17 protein-coding genes are annotated in these 17590 nt (G+C 73.1%); 4 read left to right on the plus strand and 13 right to left on the minus strand.

Features of this window, described 5'->3' with window-relative positions; genetic code table 11:
* Positions 1–60: 60 nt before the first annotated feature.
* Positions 61–882: an SDR family NAD(P)-dependent oxidoreductase gene (locus tag VET29_RS14495; protein ID WP_324920141.1), complete on the minus strand. Its 822-nt coding sequence runs from the start codon at positions 880–882 to the stop codon at positions 61–63.
* 209 nt (positions 883–1091) lie between these two features.
* Between VET29_RS14495 and VET29_RS14500 the strand changes: the two genes are divergently transcribed.
* A complete protein-coding gene (locus VET29_RS14500) occupies positions 1092–1661 on the plus strand; it encodes a helix-turn-helix domain-containing protein (RefSeq protein ID WP_324920143.1) in 570 nt (189 codons plus the stop codon).
* 236 nt (positions 1662–1897) lie between these two features.
* Here the strand turns inward: VET29_RS14500 and VET29_RS14505 are convergent, their stop codons facing one another.
* A complete protein-coding gene (locus VET29_RS14505) occupies positions 1898–2887 on the minus strand; it encodes a helix-turn-helix transcriptional regulator (RefSeq protein ID WP_324920145.1) in 990 nt (329 codons plus the stop codon).
* 112 nt (positions 2888–2999) lie between these two features.
* Here VET29_RS14505 and VET29_RS14510 point away from each other — a divergent pair, with 112 nt between their 5' ends.
* On the plus strand, positions 3000–3467 hold the full coding sequence (locus VET29_RS14510) for a VOC family protein (protein WP_324920147.1): 468 nt from the start codon (positions 3000–3002) through the stop codon (positions 3465–3467).
* Between the two features lie 61 nt (positions 3468–3528).
* Positions 3529–4554 carry an aldo/keto reductase gene (locus VET29_RS14515; RefSeq protein ID WP_324920149.1) on the plus strand — a complete coding sequence of 342 codons (1026 nt, stop codon included), beginning with the start codon at positions 3529–3531 and terminating at the stop codon, positions 4552–4554.
* A gap of 40 nt (positions 4555–4594) precedes the next feature.
* On the opposite strand, the gene VET29_RS14520 is transcribed toward VET29_RS14515, so the two are convergent.
* The 9 genes from VET29_RS14520 to VET29_RS14560 form a co-directional block, all read right to left on the minus strand.
* Positions 4595–5815 (minus strand): low temperature requirement protein A, encoded by a 1221-nt coding sequence (locus VET29_RS14520; RefSeq protein WP_324920151.1) that lies wholly within the window; start codon positions 5813–5815, stop codon positions 4595–4597.
* Positions 5812–6345, minus strand: coding sequence for an EF-hand domain-containing protein (locus VET29_RS14525; RefSeq protein ID WP_324920154.1), 534 nt, complete (start codon positions 6343–6345; stop codon positions 5812–5814). The genes VET29_RS14520 and VET29_RS14525 overlap by 4 nt, the downstream gene beginning before the upstream one ends.
* A gap of 137 nt (positions 6346–6482) precedes the next feature.
* Positions 6483–7529 carry a polyprenyl synthetase family protein gene (locus VET29_RS14530; RefSeq protein ID WP_324920156.1) on the minus strand — a complete coding sequence of 349 codons (1047 nt, stop codon included), beginning with the start codon at positions 7527–7529 and terminating at the stop codon, positions 6483–6485.
* Entirely contained in the window at positions 7492–9492 is a 2001-nt protein-coding gene (locus tag VET29_RS14535) for a KedN5 family methylcobalamin-dependent radical SAM C-methyltransferase (RefSeq protein WP_324920158.1), read from the minus strand. The genes VET29_RS14530 and VET29_RS14535 overlap by 38 nt, the downstream gene beginning before the upstream one ends.
* A 20-nt stretch (positions 9493–9512) precedes the next feature.
* Entirely contained in the window at positions 9513–10655 is a 1143-nt protein-coding gene (locus VET29_RS14540; protein ID WP_324920160.1) for a cytochrome P450, read from the minus strand.
* A gap of 2 nt (positions 10656–10657) precedes the next feature.
* A complete protein-coding gene (locus tag VET29_RS14545) occupies positions 10658–11473 on the minus strand; it encodes an alpha/beta fold hydrolase (RefSeq protein WP_324920162.1) in 816 nt (271 codons plus the stop codon).
* On the minus strand, positions 11470–12522 hold the full coding sequence (locus VET29_RS14550) for an acyl-CoA dehydrogenase family protein (RefSeq protein ID WP_324920164.1): 1053 nt from the start codon (positions 12520–12522) through the stop codon (positions 11470–11472). Before VET29_RS14550 ends, VET29_RS14545 begins: the two co-directional genes overlap by 4 nt.
* On the minus strand, positions 12519–13268 hold the full coding sequence (locus VET29_RS14555; protein ID WP_324920166.1) for a methyltransferase: 750 nt from the start codon (positions 13266–13268) through the stop codon (positions 12519–12521). The genes VET29_RS14550 and VET29_RS14555 overlap by 4 nt, the downstream gene beginning before the upstream one ends.
* A 69-nt stretch (positions 13269–13337) precedes the next feature.
* Complete coding sequence (locus VET29_RS14560; protein WP_324920168.1) at positions 13338–14501, minus strand: FAD-dependent monooxygenase; 1164 nt, start codon at positions 14499–14501, stop codon at positions 13338–13340.
* A 117-nt stretch (positions 14502–14618) separates the two neighbouring features.
* On the opposite strand from VET29_RS14560, the gene VET29_RS14565 reads away from it, so the two are divergent.
* Positions 14619–15593 carry a UbiA family prenyltransferase gene (locus VET29_RS14565; RefSeq protein ID WP_324920170.1) on the plus strand — a complete coding sequence of 325 codons (975 nt, stop codon included), beginning with the start codon at positions 14619–14621 and terminating at the stop codon, positions 15591–15593.
* Here VET29_RS14565 and VET29_RS14570 read toward each other — a convergent pair.
* Complete coding sequence (locus tag VET29_RS14570; RefSeq protein ID WP_324920172.1) at positions 15572–16402, minus strand: phytanoyl-CoA dioxygenase family protein; 831 nt, start codon at positions 16400–16402, stop codon at positions 15572–15574. The genes VET29_RS14565 and VET29_RS14570 overlap by 22 nt on opposite strands.
* A gap of 15 nt (positions 16403–16417) precedes the next feature.
* Entirely contained in the window at positions 16418–17584 is a 1167-nt protein-coding gene (locus VET29_RS14575) for a cytochrome P450 (protein WP_324920174.1), read from the minus strand.
* Between the last annotated feature and the right edge of the window lie 6 nt (positions 17585–17590).

Raw genomic sequence — 17590 nt, forward strand, 5'->3', positions numbered from 1 at the left:
AGGGACGTACCCACCAGCGGCCCGGAGACACCACGCGAAAGAGGCCGTCCGCGGCGGGTGTCAGGCCGCGGCGGGCTTCGACCGGCGGTCCGGGTCGAAGACGCGGTCCATCATCCTGGCGCTCGTGCGGCGGCTGGTGAGCCGGCTCATGATCACGCTCATCCGGTTGGCGCGCCCGTCGATGACGGCCGGTCCCGGATTTCGCCGGTCGAGGTGGCGAATGGCCGTGGCGGCGACGTCTTCCGGCGTCCGCATCCGCCCGGACGTCAGCACCCCGGCGCCGGGGCCCATCCCGGTGGTGAAGTCCGTGTCGGTGGCGCCAGGACAGACGGCGCACGCGGTGAGCCCCGTGCCACGCAGCTCCGTCCAGAGGGACTCGCTGAAGCTCAGCACGAAGGCCTTCGCGGCACTGTAGACGGCCATCCTGGGTGACGGAAGGTAGGCGGTGACGCCGGCGACGTTGACGATGAAGCCGTTGCCAGCGCTCAACATCTGGGGCATGAACGCCGCGGTCAGGGCGACCGGCGCCGTGACGTCCACGGCGATCTCGGCGGCGAGACGTCCGGGATCCGCGCCGGCGAACGGACCGAACGTGCCGAACGCGGCATTGTTGACCAGGCTGGTGACCTCCACGTCTCGGTCGGCGACAGCGTCACGAAGCTCGTTCCCGGCGGCCGGGCTGGTGAGGTCGAAGGGGATCGCCTCGACCCGGACGCCGTGTGTCCGGCGCAGGTCCTCGGCCAGGGACGCCAACCGCTCGGCGCGCCGAGCGACGAGCACGAGGTTCGCGCCGCGCGCCGCCAGGGCCGCGGTGAGGGCGGCGCCGATCCCGGAGCTCGCTCCGGTGAGGAGAACGGTCTGCGACCGATAGTCGACAGTCATGGCGCACAACGACCTTTCGAGGGTGGATCGATGACGGGTCCGCACCCGGCGGCCCGCGACGTCTCGGTTGCGGGAGCCGGGCGTGCCGCTTCGGCGCCGGCCGCTACAGGGCGACGGCTCGGCTCACGGGAGGACCTCCACCGAAGGTGACGGGACTTGGTCCTGTCACCATACACGGGTGACGGGACCAAGTGCCGTAGGCTGCTCCCGTGGCCCGCTGGCAACCCCGCGCATCCGAGCGACTCATGGTCGCCGCCCTCGACCTGTTCGAGGAACGCGGCTACGAGGACACGACGGTGATCGACATCGCGGAGCGTGCGGGGCTCACGAAGAGCACCTTCTTCCGGCACTTCCCGGACAAGCGGGAGGTGCTCTTCGGCGGGGACTCCATGACCGGACTGGTCACCGAGGCGATCGCCGCCGCGCCGGCCGGCGCGACCCCGCTCGAGGCGGTGGCCAACGCCCTGCACGCGGTCGGGACGGAGTCGTTCACGTCTGCCCGCCGCGATTTCGTCACCCGCAGGTGGGCGGTGATCTCCGCCAACCCGGAACTGCGAGAGCGCGAAGCGCTCAAGGGACTCGGCCTGACCGCGGCGATGGCCGGCGCGCTCGAACGCCGCGGGGTGGCCGAGCTGACCGCGTGCGTGGCCGCCGAGCTGGGCGCGCTCGCCTGGAAGATCGCCTACCAACGCTGGAGCGACCCCACCAACGCCGACGGCTTCAGCCAGCTCGCGTGCCAGGCACTCGACGAGGTGCAGGCGGCCAGCGCCTCGTGCTGACGCAGGGCCAGCCAGGTTCCCCATGACGCCGGAGACCTGATCCCGGAGCGTGTGCCGCCGACAGCCCGAGGTCTGGCACCGTGTCCGGCGCGCGGCACGCGCACGCGGGAGGAACAGGCTCGCCCTTCGTCGTCGTAGGTGCGACGCACCCCGAGCGGTTGCTTCGAAGGCTGCCCTGGCCGATCGAAACCCTGAGCCGAGCCCCACCAAGGCTCGTGCGAGGGTGGTTCGTCGTCCTAGGCGGTTTCCGCGGCGCGGCCGGCGCGGCGGGACAAGTCGGCGAACGCCGTGCGCAGCTCCGGCGGGGAGAGCACCTCGATCTCGGTGTCGAAGCGGGCGAGTGCCGCGGCGAGGGCGGCCCAGGACCAGGACCCGGTCGTCAGCCTCGTCCGGGTGGCGCCGAGCTCCTCGACGACGCCCTCGCCGGCGAACGGGGCGACCTCCGCCGCGGGCAGACCGAGGATCACCTCGCCGCGGCAGGGCCAGGCGTCCGTGCTGTCGGAGCCCTTGAACCGGGCCGACAGGAAGACGGCCACGTCGCCGCCCGGCACCTCGCGTGGCGAGAACCGCGGGCCGTTCGGGACCCGCGGGGTCATCCGGTCGGCGCGGTAGATCCGCCAGTCCTCGCGCTCGGGGTCCCAGCCGACCACGTACCACCGCCCGGTCCGGACCACGAGGTGGTGCGGCTGCACCCGTCGGGGGCGGCGCTGCCCGGTGTCCTCGGGGCGGCCCGGCGAACGGTAGTCGAACCGGAGCTCCTCCCCCGCTCGGACGGCGTCGCTCAGCGCGAGCAGGACACCAGTGTCGACCTGGGGGTCGGCGCCCCGCCCCGCCGCGCTGATCTCCAGGGCGTCGACGCGCTGCCGCAACCGGGACGGCAGGACCTGGCGCACGGTGGCCAGCGCCCGCGCGGCCGCCTCCGCTATGCCCGCGCCCGTCCCGACGGCGATCCGCAGCGCCACGGCGAGCGCGACCGCCTGCTCCTCGTCGAACAGCAGCGGCGGCACCTGGCTGCCCGCTTCGAGCCGGTAGCCGCCGTCGGGTCCCTTGACCGCGTGGACGGGGTAGCCGAGCTCGCGCAGCCGGTCGACGTCCCGGCGCACCGTCCGCTCGCTGACGCCCAGCCGCTGGGCAAGCAGGCCCCCCGGCCAGTCGCGGCGGGCCTGCAGCAGGGACAGCAGCGACAGCAGCCGGCTGGAGGTCGTCGTCGACGAAGCGAGGGGCATGTCCTCAGGCTGCCACAAGTAGCGGACGTTCCCTGACCGGTACTGGTGACATCGTGGATCTTGTCGCCGGAAGCCTCCGGCGTGGAACCGCTCGTGAAGGACCTTGAACACCATGTCGCTCAACGCTGTCACCCACCTGAACTTCCACGGCCAGGCCCGCGAGGCCCTCGAGTTCTACCAGTCGGTGTTCGGCGGGCAGCTCACCGTCGCCACGTACGCCGACTTCGGGATGCCCGCGGAGCTGCCCGGCGCCACGAACGTCGTGTTCGGCCAGGTCGTCGCCGACAACGGCTTCCGCGTGATGGCCTACGACGTGCCCGGCCAGCACGCGCCGGCCACGCCCGGTGTGCCCACCACGCGGCGCGAGAACGGCACCACGATCACCGAGGAGCCGTTCTTCCTCTCCGTCCGCGGCGAGAGCGTCGACGAGGTCACGCCGCTGTGGGAGGGCCTTTCCAAGGGGGCGACCGTGATCGAGGCGTTCGGCCCCGCCCAGTGGGCGCCCGCCTTCGGGATGCTGGCTGACCGCTTCGGCGTGACCTGGATCGTCGACGTCGCGGCCGAGTACGGCCAGGCCTGACGTTCCCACGGGTGCGGCCGGCGCCGGCCGCACCCCCACCACCACCGCGACGGAGAAAACCATGCAGACCCGCCCGCTCGGCCGCACCGGCATCCAGGTCAGCGCCTACGCACTGGGCACGATGACGTTCGGGCCGTACGGCAACTCCGACCCGGACGAGTGCGTCCGCATCGTCCACCGAGCCCTCGACGGCGGCATCAACCTCATCGACACCGCCGACGTCTACGGCGGCGACGGCGAGTCCGAGAAGATCGTCGGGAAGGCCCTGCGCGGCCGCCGCGACGACGTCGTCCTCGCCACCAAGTTCAACGGCCCCATGGGCCCTGGCCCCAACCAGCGCGGGAGCTCCCGCCACTGGGTCGTCACCGCCGTCGAGGCGTCCCTGCGCCGCCTCGGGGTCGACCACATCGACCTCTACCAGGCCCACCACCCCGAACCCGACACCGACATCGAGGAAACCCTCGGCGCGCTGACCGACCTGCTCCGCGCGGGCAAGGTCCGCGCGATCGGCCACTCGAACCTGCCCGCGTCGGAGATCGTCGAGGCCCAGTGGGTGGCGCAGCGGCGTGGGCTGGCCCGCTTCCGCGCCGAGCAGCCGCACTACTCGATCCTCAACCGCGGGATCGAGGGCGAGATCCTGCCGGTCTGCGAGCGCTACGGGCTGGGGGTCCTGGTGTGGAGCCCGCTGGCGATGGGCCTGCTCGGCGGCCGCCTTCGCAAGGGCGGCACGGAGACGGCGTCGGCGGGCCGCCTGCACTGGGCGCGCCGGCACATGACCGACGAACGCAAGCTCAACGCCGTCGAAGCCCTCGTCGCGGTCGCGGAGCAGGCCGGACTGTCGCTGCCCCACCTCGCCCTGGCGTTCGTGACCGCCCACCCCGCGGTCACCTCGGCGATCATCGGCCCACGTACGCCCGGACAGCTCGACGACCTGCTGGCGGGAGCCGGCACGCGCCTCGACGACGACGTGCTCGACCGCATCGACGAGATCGTGCCGCCGGGCATCGACGTGGGACCCGTCGACGTGGCGTACGTCCCTCCCGCGCTCACGCGGCCGGCGTTGCGCCGACGCGCTCCCGAGCGGTGAACAAGCCCGGTGAGCACGCACGGTGGGCACGCCCGGGAGCTCACTCGGCGGCGGCAGGTCCGGTCCGGGGCGCATCCGACGCGGGCCCCACGGTTACTCGCAGGTTCCACGCCTGTCCGGCGCACACCGTGAGCAGGACGATGACCACCACCGCGGGCGCCACGCGCGACGACAGCGTGCCCATCGCCAACGGCAGCACGACGGCCAGGACGGTCACCAGTACCCGCCAGGAGAACGTCTGCCTGCTCAGCAGCGTGATCACCGTCAGATAGCCCGAGACGCCGCCGCACAGCAACCACGCGCTCGACACCGGCAGGTGACCGTAGGTCGCCGTGACCGCCGTGCCGATGCCCGACGCGACGGTGGTGACCGCGGCGATCGCGGCGAAGTGCGCCGGCAGCACGAACTGGGGCGGGAAGCGCGCCTCCTCGGCGAACCCGTTCTTGACGTTCAGCCACCACAGCGCGATCAGCAGCCCGAACGCGGACACGACCGTGACGAGCAGCAGCCAGCCCTGGCCCTCCCCCGGCGACCAGTCGTCCACGTCCGCGAGCGTCTCGACCAGCTGGAGCATCGCCTCCCCGAGGACGATGATCACGAACAGCCCGAGCCGCTCACCGAGGTGTCCCGCGTCGACGTGCGCGGCCACCAGCACCGGCGTGCTCGTGCCGCGCCGACTCCGCTCACCGCGTCGCGAGAGCCGCTCGTTGAGCCGGTCGAGCGTGCCGGCGGAGTTGCCTCGGCCGGACAGGACGCTGAACCACAGCGAGATGACCAGCCCGAGGATCCACAGCGACAGCTTCCACCACGGGTCCTCCACCCAGAACGACACGATCCACGGCGCCAGCCCGGCGTTGCGGCTCGCGGCACCCCAGGACAGCAGCACCTGACCCGACCGGGTGAAGTTCGACGACCCCACCCCGCTCGTCACCAGATACATGGCCGCGAAGATGTCGGCCCGGTCGCTCACCCCGTTCGGAATGGTCGCCGCCATCATCGCGATGCCGGCCATCCCCACGAACATGGACGGGTACCTGACCCGGTCCGCGACCACGTTGGAGTACAGCGTGAAGGACGTCCACACGAGCCAGATCGCCAGGTACAGGGTGAAGAACGTGGCGATGTGCAGGCCGTCGGGACCGTGGTGCGCGTCGCTGTAGATCAGGTCGTCGAGCTTGCTGACCGCGACCACGACGACGAGGTCGAAGAACAGCTCCAGCCAGGTCGAGTGCCGGTCCGCCGGCCCTGGCGCGGAAGTCACAGTCCGGCGAACACCCGCGCTCCCGCGGAGTCCGGGTTGTCGCTGACCAGGTAGTCCTCCCAGGCGGCGACGTACTCGGCACGGGTGATCCAGCCGTCCCGGTCGCGGTCGAGAGCGTCGAACGCGGCGTCGACGTCACAGCTCGGCTGGCCGACCGCCGAGAGCAGGTGGGCGAACTCCGTGCGGGTGATCACGCCGTCGTCGTCCTGGTCCGCGGCCGCGAACTCGGCGGCGCACACCCCGCGCAGCTCGGCGGCCGACTCCTTTTCGGACAGCGCGACCATGGCGCTCGTGAACTCGTCGGGACCGACCCTGCCCCCTCGGTGCGTGGCCATCTCGGCGAGCACCAGTTCGAAGGTCCTGCGGTAGCCCTCCCGCAGGACGACCGCCTTCGGCGACGAGTCGTCGATGCCGAACGCGTCGATGATCATCCGTGCCATCCGCTCGAAGTCCTGCCTCGTGACGTAGCCGTCGCGATCGCCGTCGAGGTGGTGGAACGCCTGTTCCGCACTGCTGGGACTCGATGTCATTGGCGGCTCACTCCTCGACCTCGGACGACTGTGCGTTCCGAGTGGACAGACGGCTGACGGGCACCCGGGCGTGTCAACTCCTACCAAAGGCCCGGTACGACAGAAACCGGAGCCACCTGTTCGGGTGACCGGCCGAGTCAGCGGTCCCGGCCGACGGCGGCCTCGGCGTATCCGGCCAGCCGCGCGCGACTCGCGGTGACCGGGAGCGCGTGCAACGCCGCGAGCGCGAACCGCAGGTAGCGCCGTGCCCAGCCGGCCGTCGCGGTGACGGCACCGGTCCTGTGCAGCACGTCGGACAGGTCGGCCCGTGCCGTGGCCGGGTCGCCGATGCCCGACAGCGCCGCCTCGATCACCGCGCGGTCGGCGGCGCCGCTCGCGCGGTGCGCGATGATCACCGGCAGGGTGAGCCTGCCGTTGCGCACGTCGCTCGTGTCCGGCTTGCCCACCTCGGCGGCGGAGCTGGTGTAGGGCAACAGGTCGTCGCGGATCTGGAAGGCGACGCCGAGGTGCTCGGCGTAGCGGCCGAGCGCGCGGACCTGCCGGGGGTCGCCGCCCGCCAGCAGCGCGCCGCACTCGCACGCCGCGCGGAACAGCGCCGCCGTCTTCAGCCGCACCATGTTCAGATAAGTCTCGTGGTCGAACCGGCCGCTGCCGTGGAGCTCCGTCTCGAGGCTCTGCCCCCGGCACAGGTCGATGCCGCAGCGCGACACGACGGCGAGCGCGGCGACGACCCGGTCGGCCGACGCGCCGGCGGCACGGCACTCGGCCAGCCCGGCGAACAGGTCGAAGATCAGGGCGTCGCCCGCGACGATCGCGTCGCCGACGCCGAACGCGGTGTGCACGGCCGGTCGGCCGCGGCGGGTGTCGTCGCCGTCGATGATGTCGTCGTGCACCAGGCTCGCGACGTGGCCGGACTCCGCGCCGACCGCGGCGGGCAGCGCCCAGCGCGGATCGCCGCCGACCGCGAGCGCCGACTCGATCAGCAGGATCGCCCGGAACAGCTTGCCCGGCGGGGTGTGCGCGTGCGCGCACATCCTGGCCAGCAGCGACGGCTCACCGGCCCAGCGACCGGCGAGCCGGGACCGCACCTCGTCGACGAGCCCGGTGAGCTCCTGGCTGTCGGCGATCAGGCCGGCGAGCTCGGCCTCACCCGACGGGGCTCCCTCTCTCACCTGAACGGACATCGCTTCGGCTCCTCGTCTCGGGGATGGGACGGTCGGGCAGCCGCCGGACCTGCCGTTCGGTCCTACCCATGTAGTAGAGGACCTCCTCGTGGTTGGTCGACGGCAGGAAGTGGTCCGCGCCCGCCTTGAAGTAGAGGTCGGTGGCCACGGGCCGGACGGCCGGCTCGTGCGGCTCGCCCCTGCGCAGCGCGCGGACGACGGCCGGCACGTCACACCCGAGCCGCACGTCGCGCAGCACGTGGTGCGGTTCGCCGTCGACGTCGACGACCGGCAGGTGCTCGCCCGCGTAACGACACGACGGCGCCCGGCCCGGGGCGGTGTAGGCGGGCAGCGTGAGCAGGTCGTAGTCGACGACGGTATCGAGCACCTCGCGGTGCCGCGGGGGGACGAGTGGTCGCAGCGAGGTGGCCCACCACCGTCGCAGCAGGTCCTTCGCCTCGTCGGTGCCGTAGACGTGGACGAGCACCGGGGCGAGCACGTCGGAGTCGGTGAACGAGTTGGTCATGCCGGTGCGGAACGGTTCGCACGCCGGGTCGTCGTCCTGGGCGAACCAGTCCATGAGCGAGCGGATCGCGGTGGACTGGGAGATGCCGCCGAGGACGCGCAGCGGTGTCCACAGGTGCCGGAACACCGGGTTCTCGGCCACCAGCCGGGACACGAAGATGAACCGGTGCATGTACCGGTTGTCGCTCGGCGACATCGTGTCGTGCGAGATCAGGTGCTCGAAGTCGTCGGTGTTCCCGCGCACCGTCACCATGCCGAACCGGGCCCTGTCCTGGTGGTAGGTGGTGTTGGGCAGGATCAGCATCGGGTAGACGGCGACCCGGGAGACGTGCTGGCTGAGCCGGTCGTAGCCCTTCATGAACGACTCGACGGTCTCGCCCGGCGCGCCCCAGATGAGCTCCGCGTAGCAGTCGAGGCCCTCGAAGCTGAGCCAGGCGGCCAGTTCCTCCCAGTCGTTGACCTTCATGTTGCGCCGGTTCATGAGGTCGAGGGTGCCCTCGTCGAGGGTCTGCAGCGCCAGGGTGAACGAGCTGTGCAGCCCGACCTCCTTCATGGTCTTCACGATGTCGAAGAACACCCTGGACTTGTTCTTCGCCCAGGACGCCTCGATACTGCGCGGGAAGCCGTACCGCTCGCGGATGGCGACGACGTCGGCGACGAAGTCCCGGTCCCCCGGCAGCATCCCGAAGTTGGCGTCGCACAACACGAGCGTGTGCACCCGGTGCTGGGCGAACAGCTCGACCTCCGCGCGCAGCCTGGCACGGGAGAACGCGCGGACCTTCTGCCCGACGGCGCCGCCCCAGTAGCAGAACGAGCACTTGTACGGGCAGCCGCGGTTGGTCTCCAGCAGCGCGACGTCGTAGGGGAAGCGGCCCTGCGCGTCGGTCATGGGGATGACACCGGAGAGGAAGGGCGACGGGATCTCGTCGAGGTTCTCGCTCCTCGGACGGTCCACCGTGGACACGATCGCGCCGGCCGCGTCGCGGAAGGTGATGCCGGCGATGTCGTGCAGCTCGTGCGGGCCGGCGCCGGCGAGCCGGGCACGCAGCAGCTCGCGGAAGGTGAACTCCCCCTCGCCGTTGACCACCACGTCGACACCGCTGTTGGCGGTGAGCACCCGGTCACCCTGACCGGAGACGTGGTTGCCGCCGAAGATCACCCAGCCGGCCGGGTTGAGCTGTGTGAAGGTCTCGGCCAGCGCCGTGAACTCCCGGTAGTTCCAGCCGAGCACCGAGAACGCCAGCACGTCCGGCGCGCCGTCACCGAACAGACTGTTGGCCATGCCGAAGAGGGTGGCCTCGCCGTCGAAGTTGTGGATGACGATCTCGGTGTCGGCCGCGATGACGGGGTCGGCGAGCGCGGTCGCCTTGAGGTAGCCGGAGGCCAGCGGCATCGACTCCAGCGACATGGCCCAGATTCCCTGCTGCACCAGCCAGACCCGCAGCGGCTGTCGTCGCATCGTGTCTCCTCCGGTTGCGGTCACCACGTCACGGGCAGGGCGGCGGGACCGTCGTCGAACGGCGCCCGGGTCCACCGCACGTCCTCCGGCGCGCAGGCGAGCGCGAGGCCGGGCAGCCGGGTGGCGAGCGCGGTGATGGCGGCGACCAGCTGCGTCCTGGCGACGGCGGCGCCGACGCACCGGTGCGGCCCGTAGCCGAACCGCAGGTGCCGGTTGGGGTCGCGGGTGCGGTCGAAGCGGTCGGGATCGGCGAAGCGGGTCGGGTCCCGGTTGGCCGCCTCGAGCCGCACGATCACCACGTCGCCCGTTGCGACCCGCCGGCCCGCGAGGTCCACATCGGACAGTGCCCAGCGGGGGTAGGGCTCCCCGCTCACGCCCGCCTGGTGGCGCAGGATCTCCTCGGCGGCCGCGCCGGCCGCCGGCTCGTGGGCGAGTCCGCCCAGCCCGCCGGTGGTGAGCAGCTTGACCATGCCGATGGACAGGGCGTTGGCGCTGGTGAGCTGGCCGCCGGCGAGCAGCGCGGCACCGGCGAGCACCAGCTCGCGTTCACCGAGGCCCTCCTCGGCGAGCGCGCTCAGCAGGTCGTCCCGTGGCTCGGCACGGCGGGCGGCCACGAGGTCGCCGAGAAAGGCGAGCAGGTCCGTCCAACCGGCGATCGCCGCACCATCCTGCTCGGCGACGACCGTCGAGATGGCCTGTGCCCAGGAGTTGAACCGGTCCCGGTCGGCGATGTCGACGCCGAGCACGTCGGCGATCACCGCGCGGGCGAGCGGCAGCGCGACGACCGCGACCAGGTCGGCCGGTGGTCCGGCGGCGGCCAGGTCGGACACGTGTGTGTCGGCGAGGTCCCGGACGCGCGGTCGCAGCCGCTCGATGGCCCGCACCCCGAACCCACGGGAGATCGGGCCGCGCAGCCTGGTGTGCGCGGCGCCGTCGCAGAGCAGCGAGTCGGTGTCGGCGTGGTCGCCGGGACCGACGATCCCGAAGCGGGCGTCGGCGAGAACCCGCTGGGCGAGGTCGGCGTCGAGGACCAGCCACACCGGACGCCCCGCCCCGTCGGCGGTGCGGACCAGCGGGCCCTCCTTGCGCAGCTCGGCGAACGCCGGCGGCGGGTCGTAGGGCGACGGCCGCTCGTAGGGCAGCGAGAGCGAGTCGAGATCCATGGCTACCCCACCCGCACGGTGTCGAGGAAACGCAGCACGGCCGCCGTGAACACGTCCGGCCGTTCGAGGTTGAGCATGTGGCCGGCCCCCAGCACGCGCAGCGACTCGGCGTGGGGCACCGCGGTGGCGATCCGGTCCGCCATCTCGTGGACGTCCGGGCAGTCCAGCTCGCCCGTCAGGAGCAGGAGCGGGACGGTGAGGCCGGGCAGCCGCTCCCATGAGTCGGCGGCGCGGCCGGGCAGGACGGGATCCGGCCGGGCGTGCCGGGTGGCGGTCGACATGGCCATGGTCCGGCAGAGGTCCCTGACCCCGCCCGGCACCTCGTCGGGCCGCCTGGCCGGCCCGTCGACCCACATCCGCAGGAAGAGCTCGACGTACTCGGCCGTGTCCCGGCGCATAGCCGCCTCGAACTGGCGGTGCAGCAGGTCGACCAGGAACGCGCCGCGCCAGTACTGCTGGGAGGTGCCGCAGCCGCTGGCCACGAGCCCCGTCACCCGGTCCGGGTGGTCGAGCGCGGTGTCGAGCGCGGTGGTGCCGCCCATCGACTGCCCGACCAGGAACGCGGCGGGCAGGTCGAGGTGGTCGAGCAGGGCGATCACGTCGTCAGCCCGCTGGTAGGGCAGGGTCGGCGTGGCGGAGTCCCCGTGCCCGCGCGCGTCGAGGACGAGCAGCCGGTAACCGGGGAGGCCGGTGAGCTGCGGCCCCCACACCCTGCGGTCCAGGGTGCCGTCGTGCAGCAGCAGCACCGGCTGGCCGCCGGCGGTGTCGCCGAGGTCGTCGTAGGCGAGGTGCCCGTCGGCGAGGTCCACCCGGTTCATCGCCGGCCGCCGGCGGTCGCGAAGGCCGGCGGGGCCGGGTCGGCGAGCAGGCCGAGCAGCGCCGACCGCACCTCGGGACGGCTCGCGACCACGTGCGTGAACAGTGCCTCGCGCGCGAGGCGCTGCGCCGGATGGCCGTCGAGCAGGGCGGCGCCGCCACCGGCGACCACGAGGGCCGTGCAGGCGCGCTGGGTGAGTGCCGAGCAGGCGGCCCGCAGCGCCGGCAGCCGGTCCGGCTCGGCGAGGGCGGAGTCGAAGCGGTCGCGCAGGTCGTCCCGCTCGTCGTGCAGGGTCTCGGCCGCTCGCGGGTCCACGTCGGCCAGCAGGCGCACGGCCCGGCCGGTGAGGCCGAGCGCGAGCGCGCTGTCGACCAGCAACCCGACGGTCAGGCCGTCGAGGTAGGCGGCGCGGTCGATCCTCGTGGTGACCTGCTCGTCGGGCAGCACCAGGTCGCGCAGGCCGAGCGCGACGGTGTTGGTGCCCTGGCCGGCCACCAGCGTCAGCGGCTCGACCGTGGCGATCCCCGGGCCGGGGTGGGCGTCGACGAGCCCGCTCACCACCTCGCCGGTGGTCTCGTCGAAGGCGGAGACGTGCAGCAGGTCGACGATGCCCCAGCCGCTGACGAACGGCACCCGTCCGCTGACCGACCAGCCACCGGGACGGCGGCTGGCGCGCACCCGCGGCGGGGTGTGCACGACGCCGGAGAACGCGCCGCCGCCGCGCACCTCGCCCCGCACGGCCGGCGCGAGCAGCCGGTGGCGCAGGTCCTCGTTGGGCGTCATGAGCAGAGCCATCACGATCCCGTGGTGCTGGAGCCAGGTGAACGTCGTGGTGAGGCAGCCGCCGGCCAGCGTCTCGATGACCCGCAGCGCCTCGGTGAACTCCAGGCCCGGTCCGCCCACCTCGGGCGGGGCGAAGAGTCCGTAGAAGCCCTCGGCGGCGAGCAGCGCGAAGTGGCTGTCCGGGATGCGGCCGGTGCGGTCGACCTCGGCGGCGGCCGGGAACAGCACCTCGTCGACGATCGCCGCGGCGGCGGCGAGCAGCGTCATGCCCCGCTCCCGAGCTCCAGCAGATGCAGGTGCCACCGCGCGTCCGGGTCGCCGTGCGTGACATCCGCCGGCAACGCCCGGGCGAGGGCGGGGGGCACCTCGCCCATGGTCGTCCTGTGCAGCTCACGCACCGTGAGACCGGCCGCCGCCGCCAGGTCGTCGATCAGGGTCGGGCTGCCGAGCGCCTCGCCGAACCACAGGTAGATGCGGCCGGTGGGGGTGAGCAGATCGGCGCCCTCCCCCAGGAAGCGCCGCAGCTTGGCGTACCCGGGGTCGAACATCGTCTCGTGCCACAGCGAGCCGTCGAGACGCTCGGCGGGCGCGTCGAGGAACGGCGGGTTCCAGTAGATGCCGTCGAACCGCTCGCCCGGCGGGACGGCGGCGTAGAGGTCGCTCACCCTGGCCTCGACCCGGTCGGCGACGGCGTGCCGGCGGGCGTTGCGCCGGGTGTTGTCGACGGCGGCCGGGTTGAGGTCGAGCGCGAGGACCCGGGGGCAGCCGGCCAGCGCGGCGAGGACGGACATGATCCCGGTGCCGCTGCCCATCTCGAGGAACGAGGCCATCGCGGCGAAGGGAATCAGCTCGGCGTGCAGCTCGCCACCGGGCGAGTACGCGGGCGGCCACACGTCGTCCAGCAGTTCCCACTGGCGGCCGAGCAGCTCGAACACCGCGGGGCGGGCGGTGTCGGTGCGGTAGCCGTCGATGATCGTCTGGCCGATGCGTAGCTCGAATTCCCTGGTGTCCATTGACATCCCGTAGCGTCGACGGTCCGGTGTGGACACTCAGGAAACGCCGGGGCCCTTGTCGCGGGCAAGTCAGCCGGGTCGAACGCCGGCGGGCGGCGACCAGCCGACCAGGATGTCGAGCGACCGGCGGGACACCGCCTCGGGCAGCAACCCGCCGAGCCAGGTGCCGGCGTTGCGGGCGGCGACCGCGACCGGGCCGGCCGACTCGACCACGCGGCCGGTCCAGCGCGAGATCCGGGCCAACCGGTCGACACGTGGGCGGCGTACCCGGTCGTAGTCGGCGAGTGCCGCAACCAGTGCCGCGAAGTCGGCGGTGCCGACGGTGTGGTCGACACGGTGCGCCAGCTCGACGGCGTCCTCCAGCGCGACGTTGGCGAGGCCCACGTTGGGCGCCATGGGATGCGCCGCGTCGCCGACCAGGACCACCCGGCCCCGGTGGAGCGCCGGCAGCGGGGCGGCCAGCTCCTCGATGCGGTCCAGGTGCACCTCGGCGTCCTCGGCACGGGCCAGCAGCCTCGGGATGGGGTCGTGCCAGCCGCCGAAGAGCGTGTCGAGCGTGGCGCCGGCACCCGCGGCATCCGTTGCCAGCGCGGAGAAGTGCGTAAGTCCGGCCGGCAGCGGCAGGATCGACAGGCGCAGGCCGGCACCCCAGGTCTCGGCGGGGACCAGGGTGAGGCCCGCGGCCGGCACGACGGCCCGCCAGCTCGCCGAGCCGCAGTCACGCAGGCCGGGATGGTCCGGGAACAGGGTGGCGCGGACGGCGGAGCGGATCCCGTCCGCCACCACGACCAGGTCGCTCGGCACGACGTCGGCGCCGGCACGCAGCCACGCGGGATCGCTCGCGGAGCCGGACGCGACGAGCGTCGCGGTTTGGCCGTAGTGGACGGTGCCGGGCGGCAGGGCCGCGGTGAGGACGGCGACGAGATCGCGGCGCAGCATCGCCCGCACGTGCTCGCCGTAGCGGCGGTGTACGAACGCGAGGTCGCTGCGGGCGAGCCAGCGGCCGCTCGGAGTGCGCACCCCGCCCTCGCTCTGCACCACCGACCGCGCGCATACCGCGTCGCCGACGCCGAGCCGGTGCAGCGCGTGCATCCCGTTGGGGGTCAGACCGATCCCGCCGCCACGGGCACTCGACGCGGCGGCTCGTTCGAGGACCCGCACCGGCAGGCCGGCGGCGCGCAGCGCGAGCGCGCTCGCGAGCCCGGCGATACCCGCGCCGACGACGTGGATCACGACGGTTCCCCGCCGGCTCGGACGCTGTGGACACTGTGGACATTCGACACCGGACAAGCATGGCGCCTCGGCACGCGAACAGCGAACCGTTGCCAGGAGCCGGTTACAGTGCCGCACATGTCGTGGTTGCGGGCCCGCGTCCTGGCGCACCTGGAGGCGTGCCGGCCGGACACCCTTTTCTACGCCGGGACCGTCGGGCTGTCCGGCGCCGTGCTGACCGATGTGGACACGCCGCCTCGACTGCTCCTGCTGGCCTGGCTGGTGCCGACACTCGCCTGGGTCGCCTCGATCTACGGCGGCGACTACTTCGACCGCGAGCTGGACCGGCTCACCAAGCCGCACCGGCCGATCCCGTCCGGCCGCGTCGCGGCGGGCACCGCCCGCGCGGTCATGGTGGCCGGCATCGCGGCCGGCGGGCTGATCGCCGTGCTGGTCAACCCGCTCACGGCGGGACTGGCCGCGGTGGCCTGCGTCTTCGGCATCGCCTACGCGAGTGTCCTCAAAGGACGTGGACTGTGGGGCAACGTCGTGCGTGGGCTGCCGACGGCACTCACCCTGCTGTGGGGCTCGATGGTCGTGCAGCCGCTGCCGGAGCCGCGGCTCGTGCCGCTGGCCGTGGCCTTCTGGCTGCACGACTCGGGTTCCAACCTCCTCGGCGCGCTCGGCGACCGGGACGGCGACCAGCGTGGCGGCTGCCGCACGTACCCGGTGCTGCACGGCGACGACGCCACCGTGCGGGGCCTGGTCAACTTCGGCATGTGCTGGGTGGCGATCGCCGCGCTGTGGCCGCTGGTGCCCGGCACCGCGATCCCGGCGGTGTCACTGCCGGTCTACGCCGCGGGTCTCGCCGTCGTGGCGCTCGCGAACTGGGTGGCCGTGGCGCTCGTGGCCCGCGCGCCTCGACCGATCCCCCGCGCGGTCTGCCTGCGCGCGCACGAGATCGTCGTCGCCGAGCGGATCGTGCTCGGCACCTTCCTGCCGGCCGCCGCCGGCAGGGCGGACATCGCCCTGCTGGTCGGCGGCCCCTCGCTCGCCGCGACGCTGGTCGCTCGCGGCCTGATGCGGCGGCGCTACGAGCCGGTCAGGGCATGACGCGGGTGACCGCCCTTGTAGAGCCCGAGGACGAGCTCGTGTGAGTAGCCGAGCAGTTCGAGCAGCTCGGGGTCGAGGCCCTCGGCGCGGTCGGGTGGCACGCTGAGCGTCCCGTTCTCCACCTGGCGCAGCCACGCGACCTGGAAGCCCATCGAGAAGATGTGCCGGGTCAGGTCGGTGGTGGTGTTGGCGCCGCCCGCGTGGAAGGTGTCGGCGCGGAACAGCAGGGCGTCCCCCCGGTTCAGCTCGACCTGCACGGCCGCCGGCCAGTCCGGTGCCGGCTCGTCGGCGGGGCCACCGTGGCTGTCCGGCACGACCCAGGTGGCGCCGTTGGCGGTGGTGAACTCGGACATCGCGGCCATGACGGTGAGCGCGATCGGTTGCCTGCCACCGGGTACGTGCCGCCAGGAGTACGTGTCCCGGTGCAGCTCCTGCCGCGGTGCGCCGGGGTGGCGGGCCATGTACTCGGCGACCGTGAGCAGGATCGTGTCCGACAGCGGGGCGAGCACCCGCCGCGCACAGTCGACGATGTCGCGCTGCAGCACCAGGTCCGGCGCGCAGCCGATCGCCCCCACGAGGGCGTGCAGGGTCGTCGTCGTGGCGCCCTGGAAGCCGCCCAGCACCGACCGGGCGGCGTACTCGGTTTCCTCCGGGTGCGCCTGGAGGTAGTCCGTGACCTGGTCGAGGAACGTCGAGCACAGGTCGGGCGGGTAGGCCTCGGCGAGGACGACCGCTCCCCGGTTCTGGACGGCGGCGTCCAGCTCGATGGCGTCGTAGGGCTGTTGGAGGCGTGGCACGGTCGGTCCCATGGGTGTTCCTCTCTCTCACCAGTCGATGGGCAGGGTCTCGATGGCGACGTCCATGCCCTGCGCACTCCACCGCACCGCGTCCGGCGGGACGGCGAGACGCAGGCCGGGCAACCCGTCGAGCAGCGTGTCGAGCGCGACGGTCAGCTCCATGCGGGCGAGGGCGGCGCCGAGACAGTGGTGGATTCCGTGGCCGAAAGCGAGGTGCGGCGCCCGCGTGGCGGCCGGGTCGAACTCGTCCGGCGCCGCGTAGACCGACGGGTCCCGGTTCGCGCCGGAGCGGGCGGCGATGACCGTCTCCCCCGCACTGATCCGCACGCCGCACAGGTCCACATCGGACCGGGCGACCCGGTTGACGCCGATCTCCTCGTCCTGCAGCCGCAGCAGCTCCTCGACGACCCGGCCGGTGTGGACGGCGCCGGTCCGCAGGGCGGTGAGCGCGCCGGGCGTGGTGAACAGGCGCAGCATCCCGAGCGAGATGGCCGACGCGGTGGTCACGTAGCCGGCCATCAGCAGCCCGAGCGCCATGGCCGCGATCTCCAGCCGGTGCAGGCCGTCCGGCTCGCGGACCAGGTCGCTCAGCAGGTCGGGCCCGTCCGGCTTGGCGTCGACGAGGTCCACCACGAACTGTTGCAGGTCGACGAAGGCGGCCCCGCGGTCGCCGGTCGCGTCGCCGGGTCGCAGCACGATGTCCGCCCAGCCGCGGAACCGCGCGCGGTCCGGCTCCGGGATGCCGAGCAGCTCCGCGGTGACCGCGATCGGCAGCGGGAACGCGAACTCCGCCTGCAGGTCGAGCACCGGGCCGCGGTCACGCATCGCCGCGACCAGCTCGGCCGCGATCACCCTGGCCCGCTGCCCCAGCTCGGCGACCCGGCGGGCGGTGAAGGCGCGGGCGACGCTGCGCCGCAGCCGGGTGTGCTCCGGCGGGTCGTGCAGGAACATGAAACCGGTGGCCAGGTCGTCCGCGCCGGTCGGCATCGCGCCGGGGTACCCGGTGCCGAACGCGGGTGAGGACAGCAGCTCCCGCACGTCGGCCTGCCGGGTCACGAGCCACGCCGCGCCGGCCGCCGTCCGCACCCGGTGGATGGGGCCCTTGGCGCGCAGCTCGGCCAGCTCGGCCGGCGGGTCGAGCGTCGCCGTCCTGACGAACGGGTAGTACAGCAGGGTTTCCTGCTCGGTCGTCATCGCGTC

This window comes from Actinophytocola sp., from assembly GCF_035634895.1.
Lineage (GTDB): Bacteria > Actinomycetota > Actinomycetes > Mycobacteriales > Pseudonocardiaceae > Actinophytocola.

Bases quoted from the DNA above. Each gene is read 5' to 3' on its own strand.
- VET29_RS14495 (WP_324920141.1), bottom strand. From the start codon at position 882: ATGACTGTCGACTATCGGTCGCAGACCGTTCTCCTCACCGGAGCGAGC.
- VET29_RS14505 (WP_324920145.1), bottom strand. From the start codon at position 2,887: ATGCCCCTCGCTTCGTCGACGACGACCTCCAGCCGGCTGCTGTCGCTG.
- VET29_RS14510 (WP_324920147.1), top strand. From the start codon at position 3,000: ATGTCGCTCAACGCTGTCACCCACCTGAACTTCCACGGCCAGGCCCGC.
- VET29_RS14515 (WP_324920149.1), top strand. From the start codon at position 3,529: ATGCAGACCCGCCCGCTCGGCCGCACCGGCATCCAGGTCAGCGCCTAC.
- VET29_RS14525 (WP_324920154.1), bottom strand. From the start codon at position 6,345: ATGACATCGAGTCCCAGCAGTGCGGAACAGGCGTTCCACCACCTCGAC.
- VET29_RS14530 (WP_324920156.1), bottom strand. From the start codon at position 7,529: ATGTCCGTTCAGGTGAGAGAGGGAGCCCCGTCGGGTGAGGCCGAGCTC.
- VET29_RS14535 (WP_324920158.1), bottom strand. From the start codon at position 9,492: ATGCGACGACAGCCGCTGCGGGTCTGGCTGGTGCAGCAGGGAATCTGG.
- VET29_RS14540 (WP_324920160.1), bottom strand. From the start codon at position 10,655: ATGGATCTCGACTCGCTCTCGCTGCCCTACGAGCGGCCGTCGCCCTAC.
- VET29_RS14545 (WP_324920162.1), bottom strand. From the start codon at position 11,473: ATGAACCGGGTGGACCTCGCCGACGGGCACCTCGCCTACGACGACCTC.
- VET29_RS14550 (WP_324920164.1), bottom strand. From the start codon at position 12,522: ATGACGCTGCTCGCCGCCGCCGCGGCGATCGTCGACGAGGTGCTGTTC.
- VET29_RS14555 (WP_324920166.1), bottom strand. From the start codon at position 13,268: ATGGACACCAGGGAATTCGAGCTACGCATCGGCCAGACGATCATCGAC.
- VET29_RS14565 (WP_324920170.1), top strand. From the start codon at position 14,619: ATGTCGTGGTTGCGGGCCCGCGTCCTGGCGCACCTGGAGGCGTGCCGG.
- VET29_RS14570 (WP_324920172.1), bottom strand. From the start codon at position 16,402: ATGGGACCGACCGTGCCACGCCTCCAACAGCCCTACGACGCCATCGAG.
- VET29_RS14575 (WP_324920174.1), bottom strand. From the start codon at position 17,584: ATGACGACCGAGCAGGAAACCCTGCTGTACTACCCGTTCGTCAGGACG.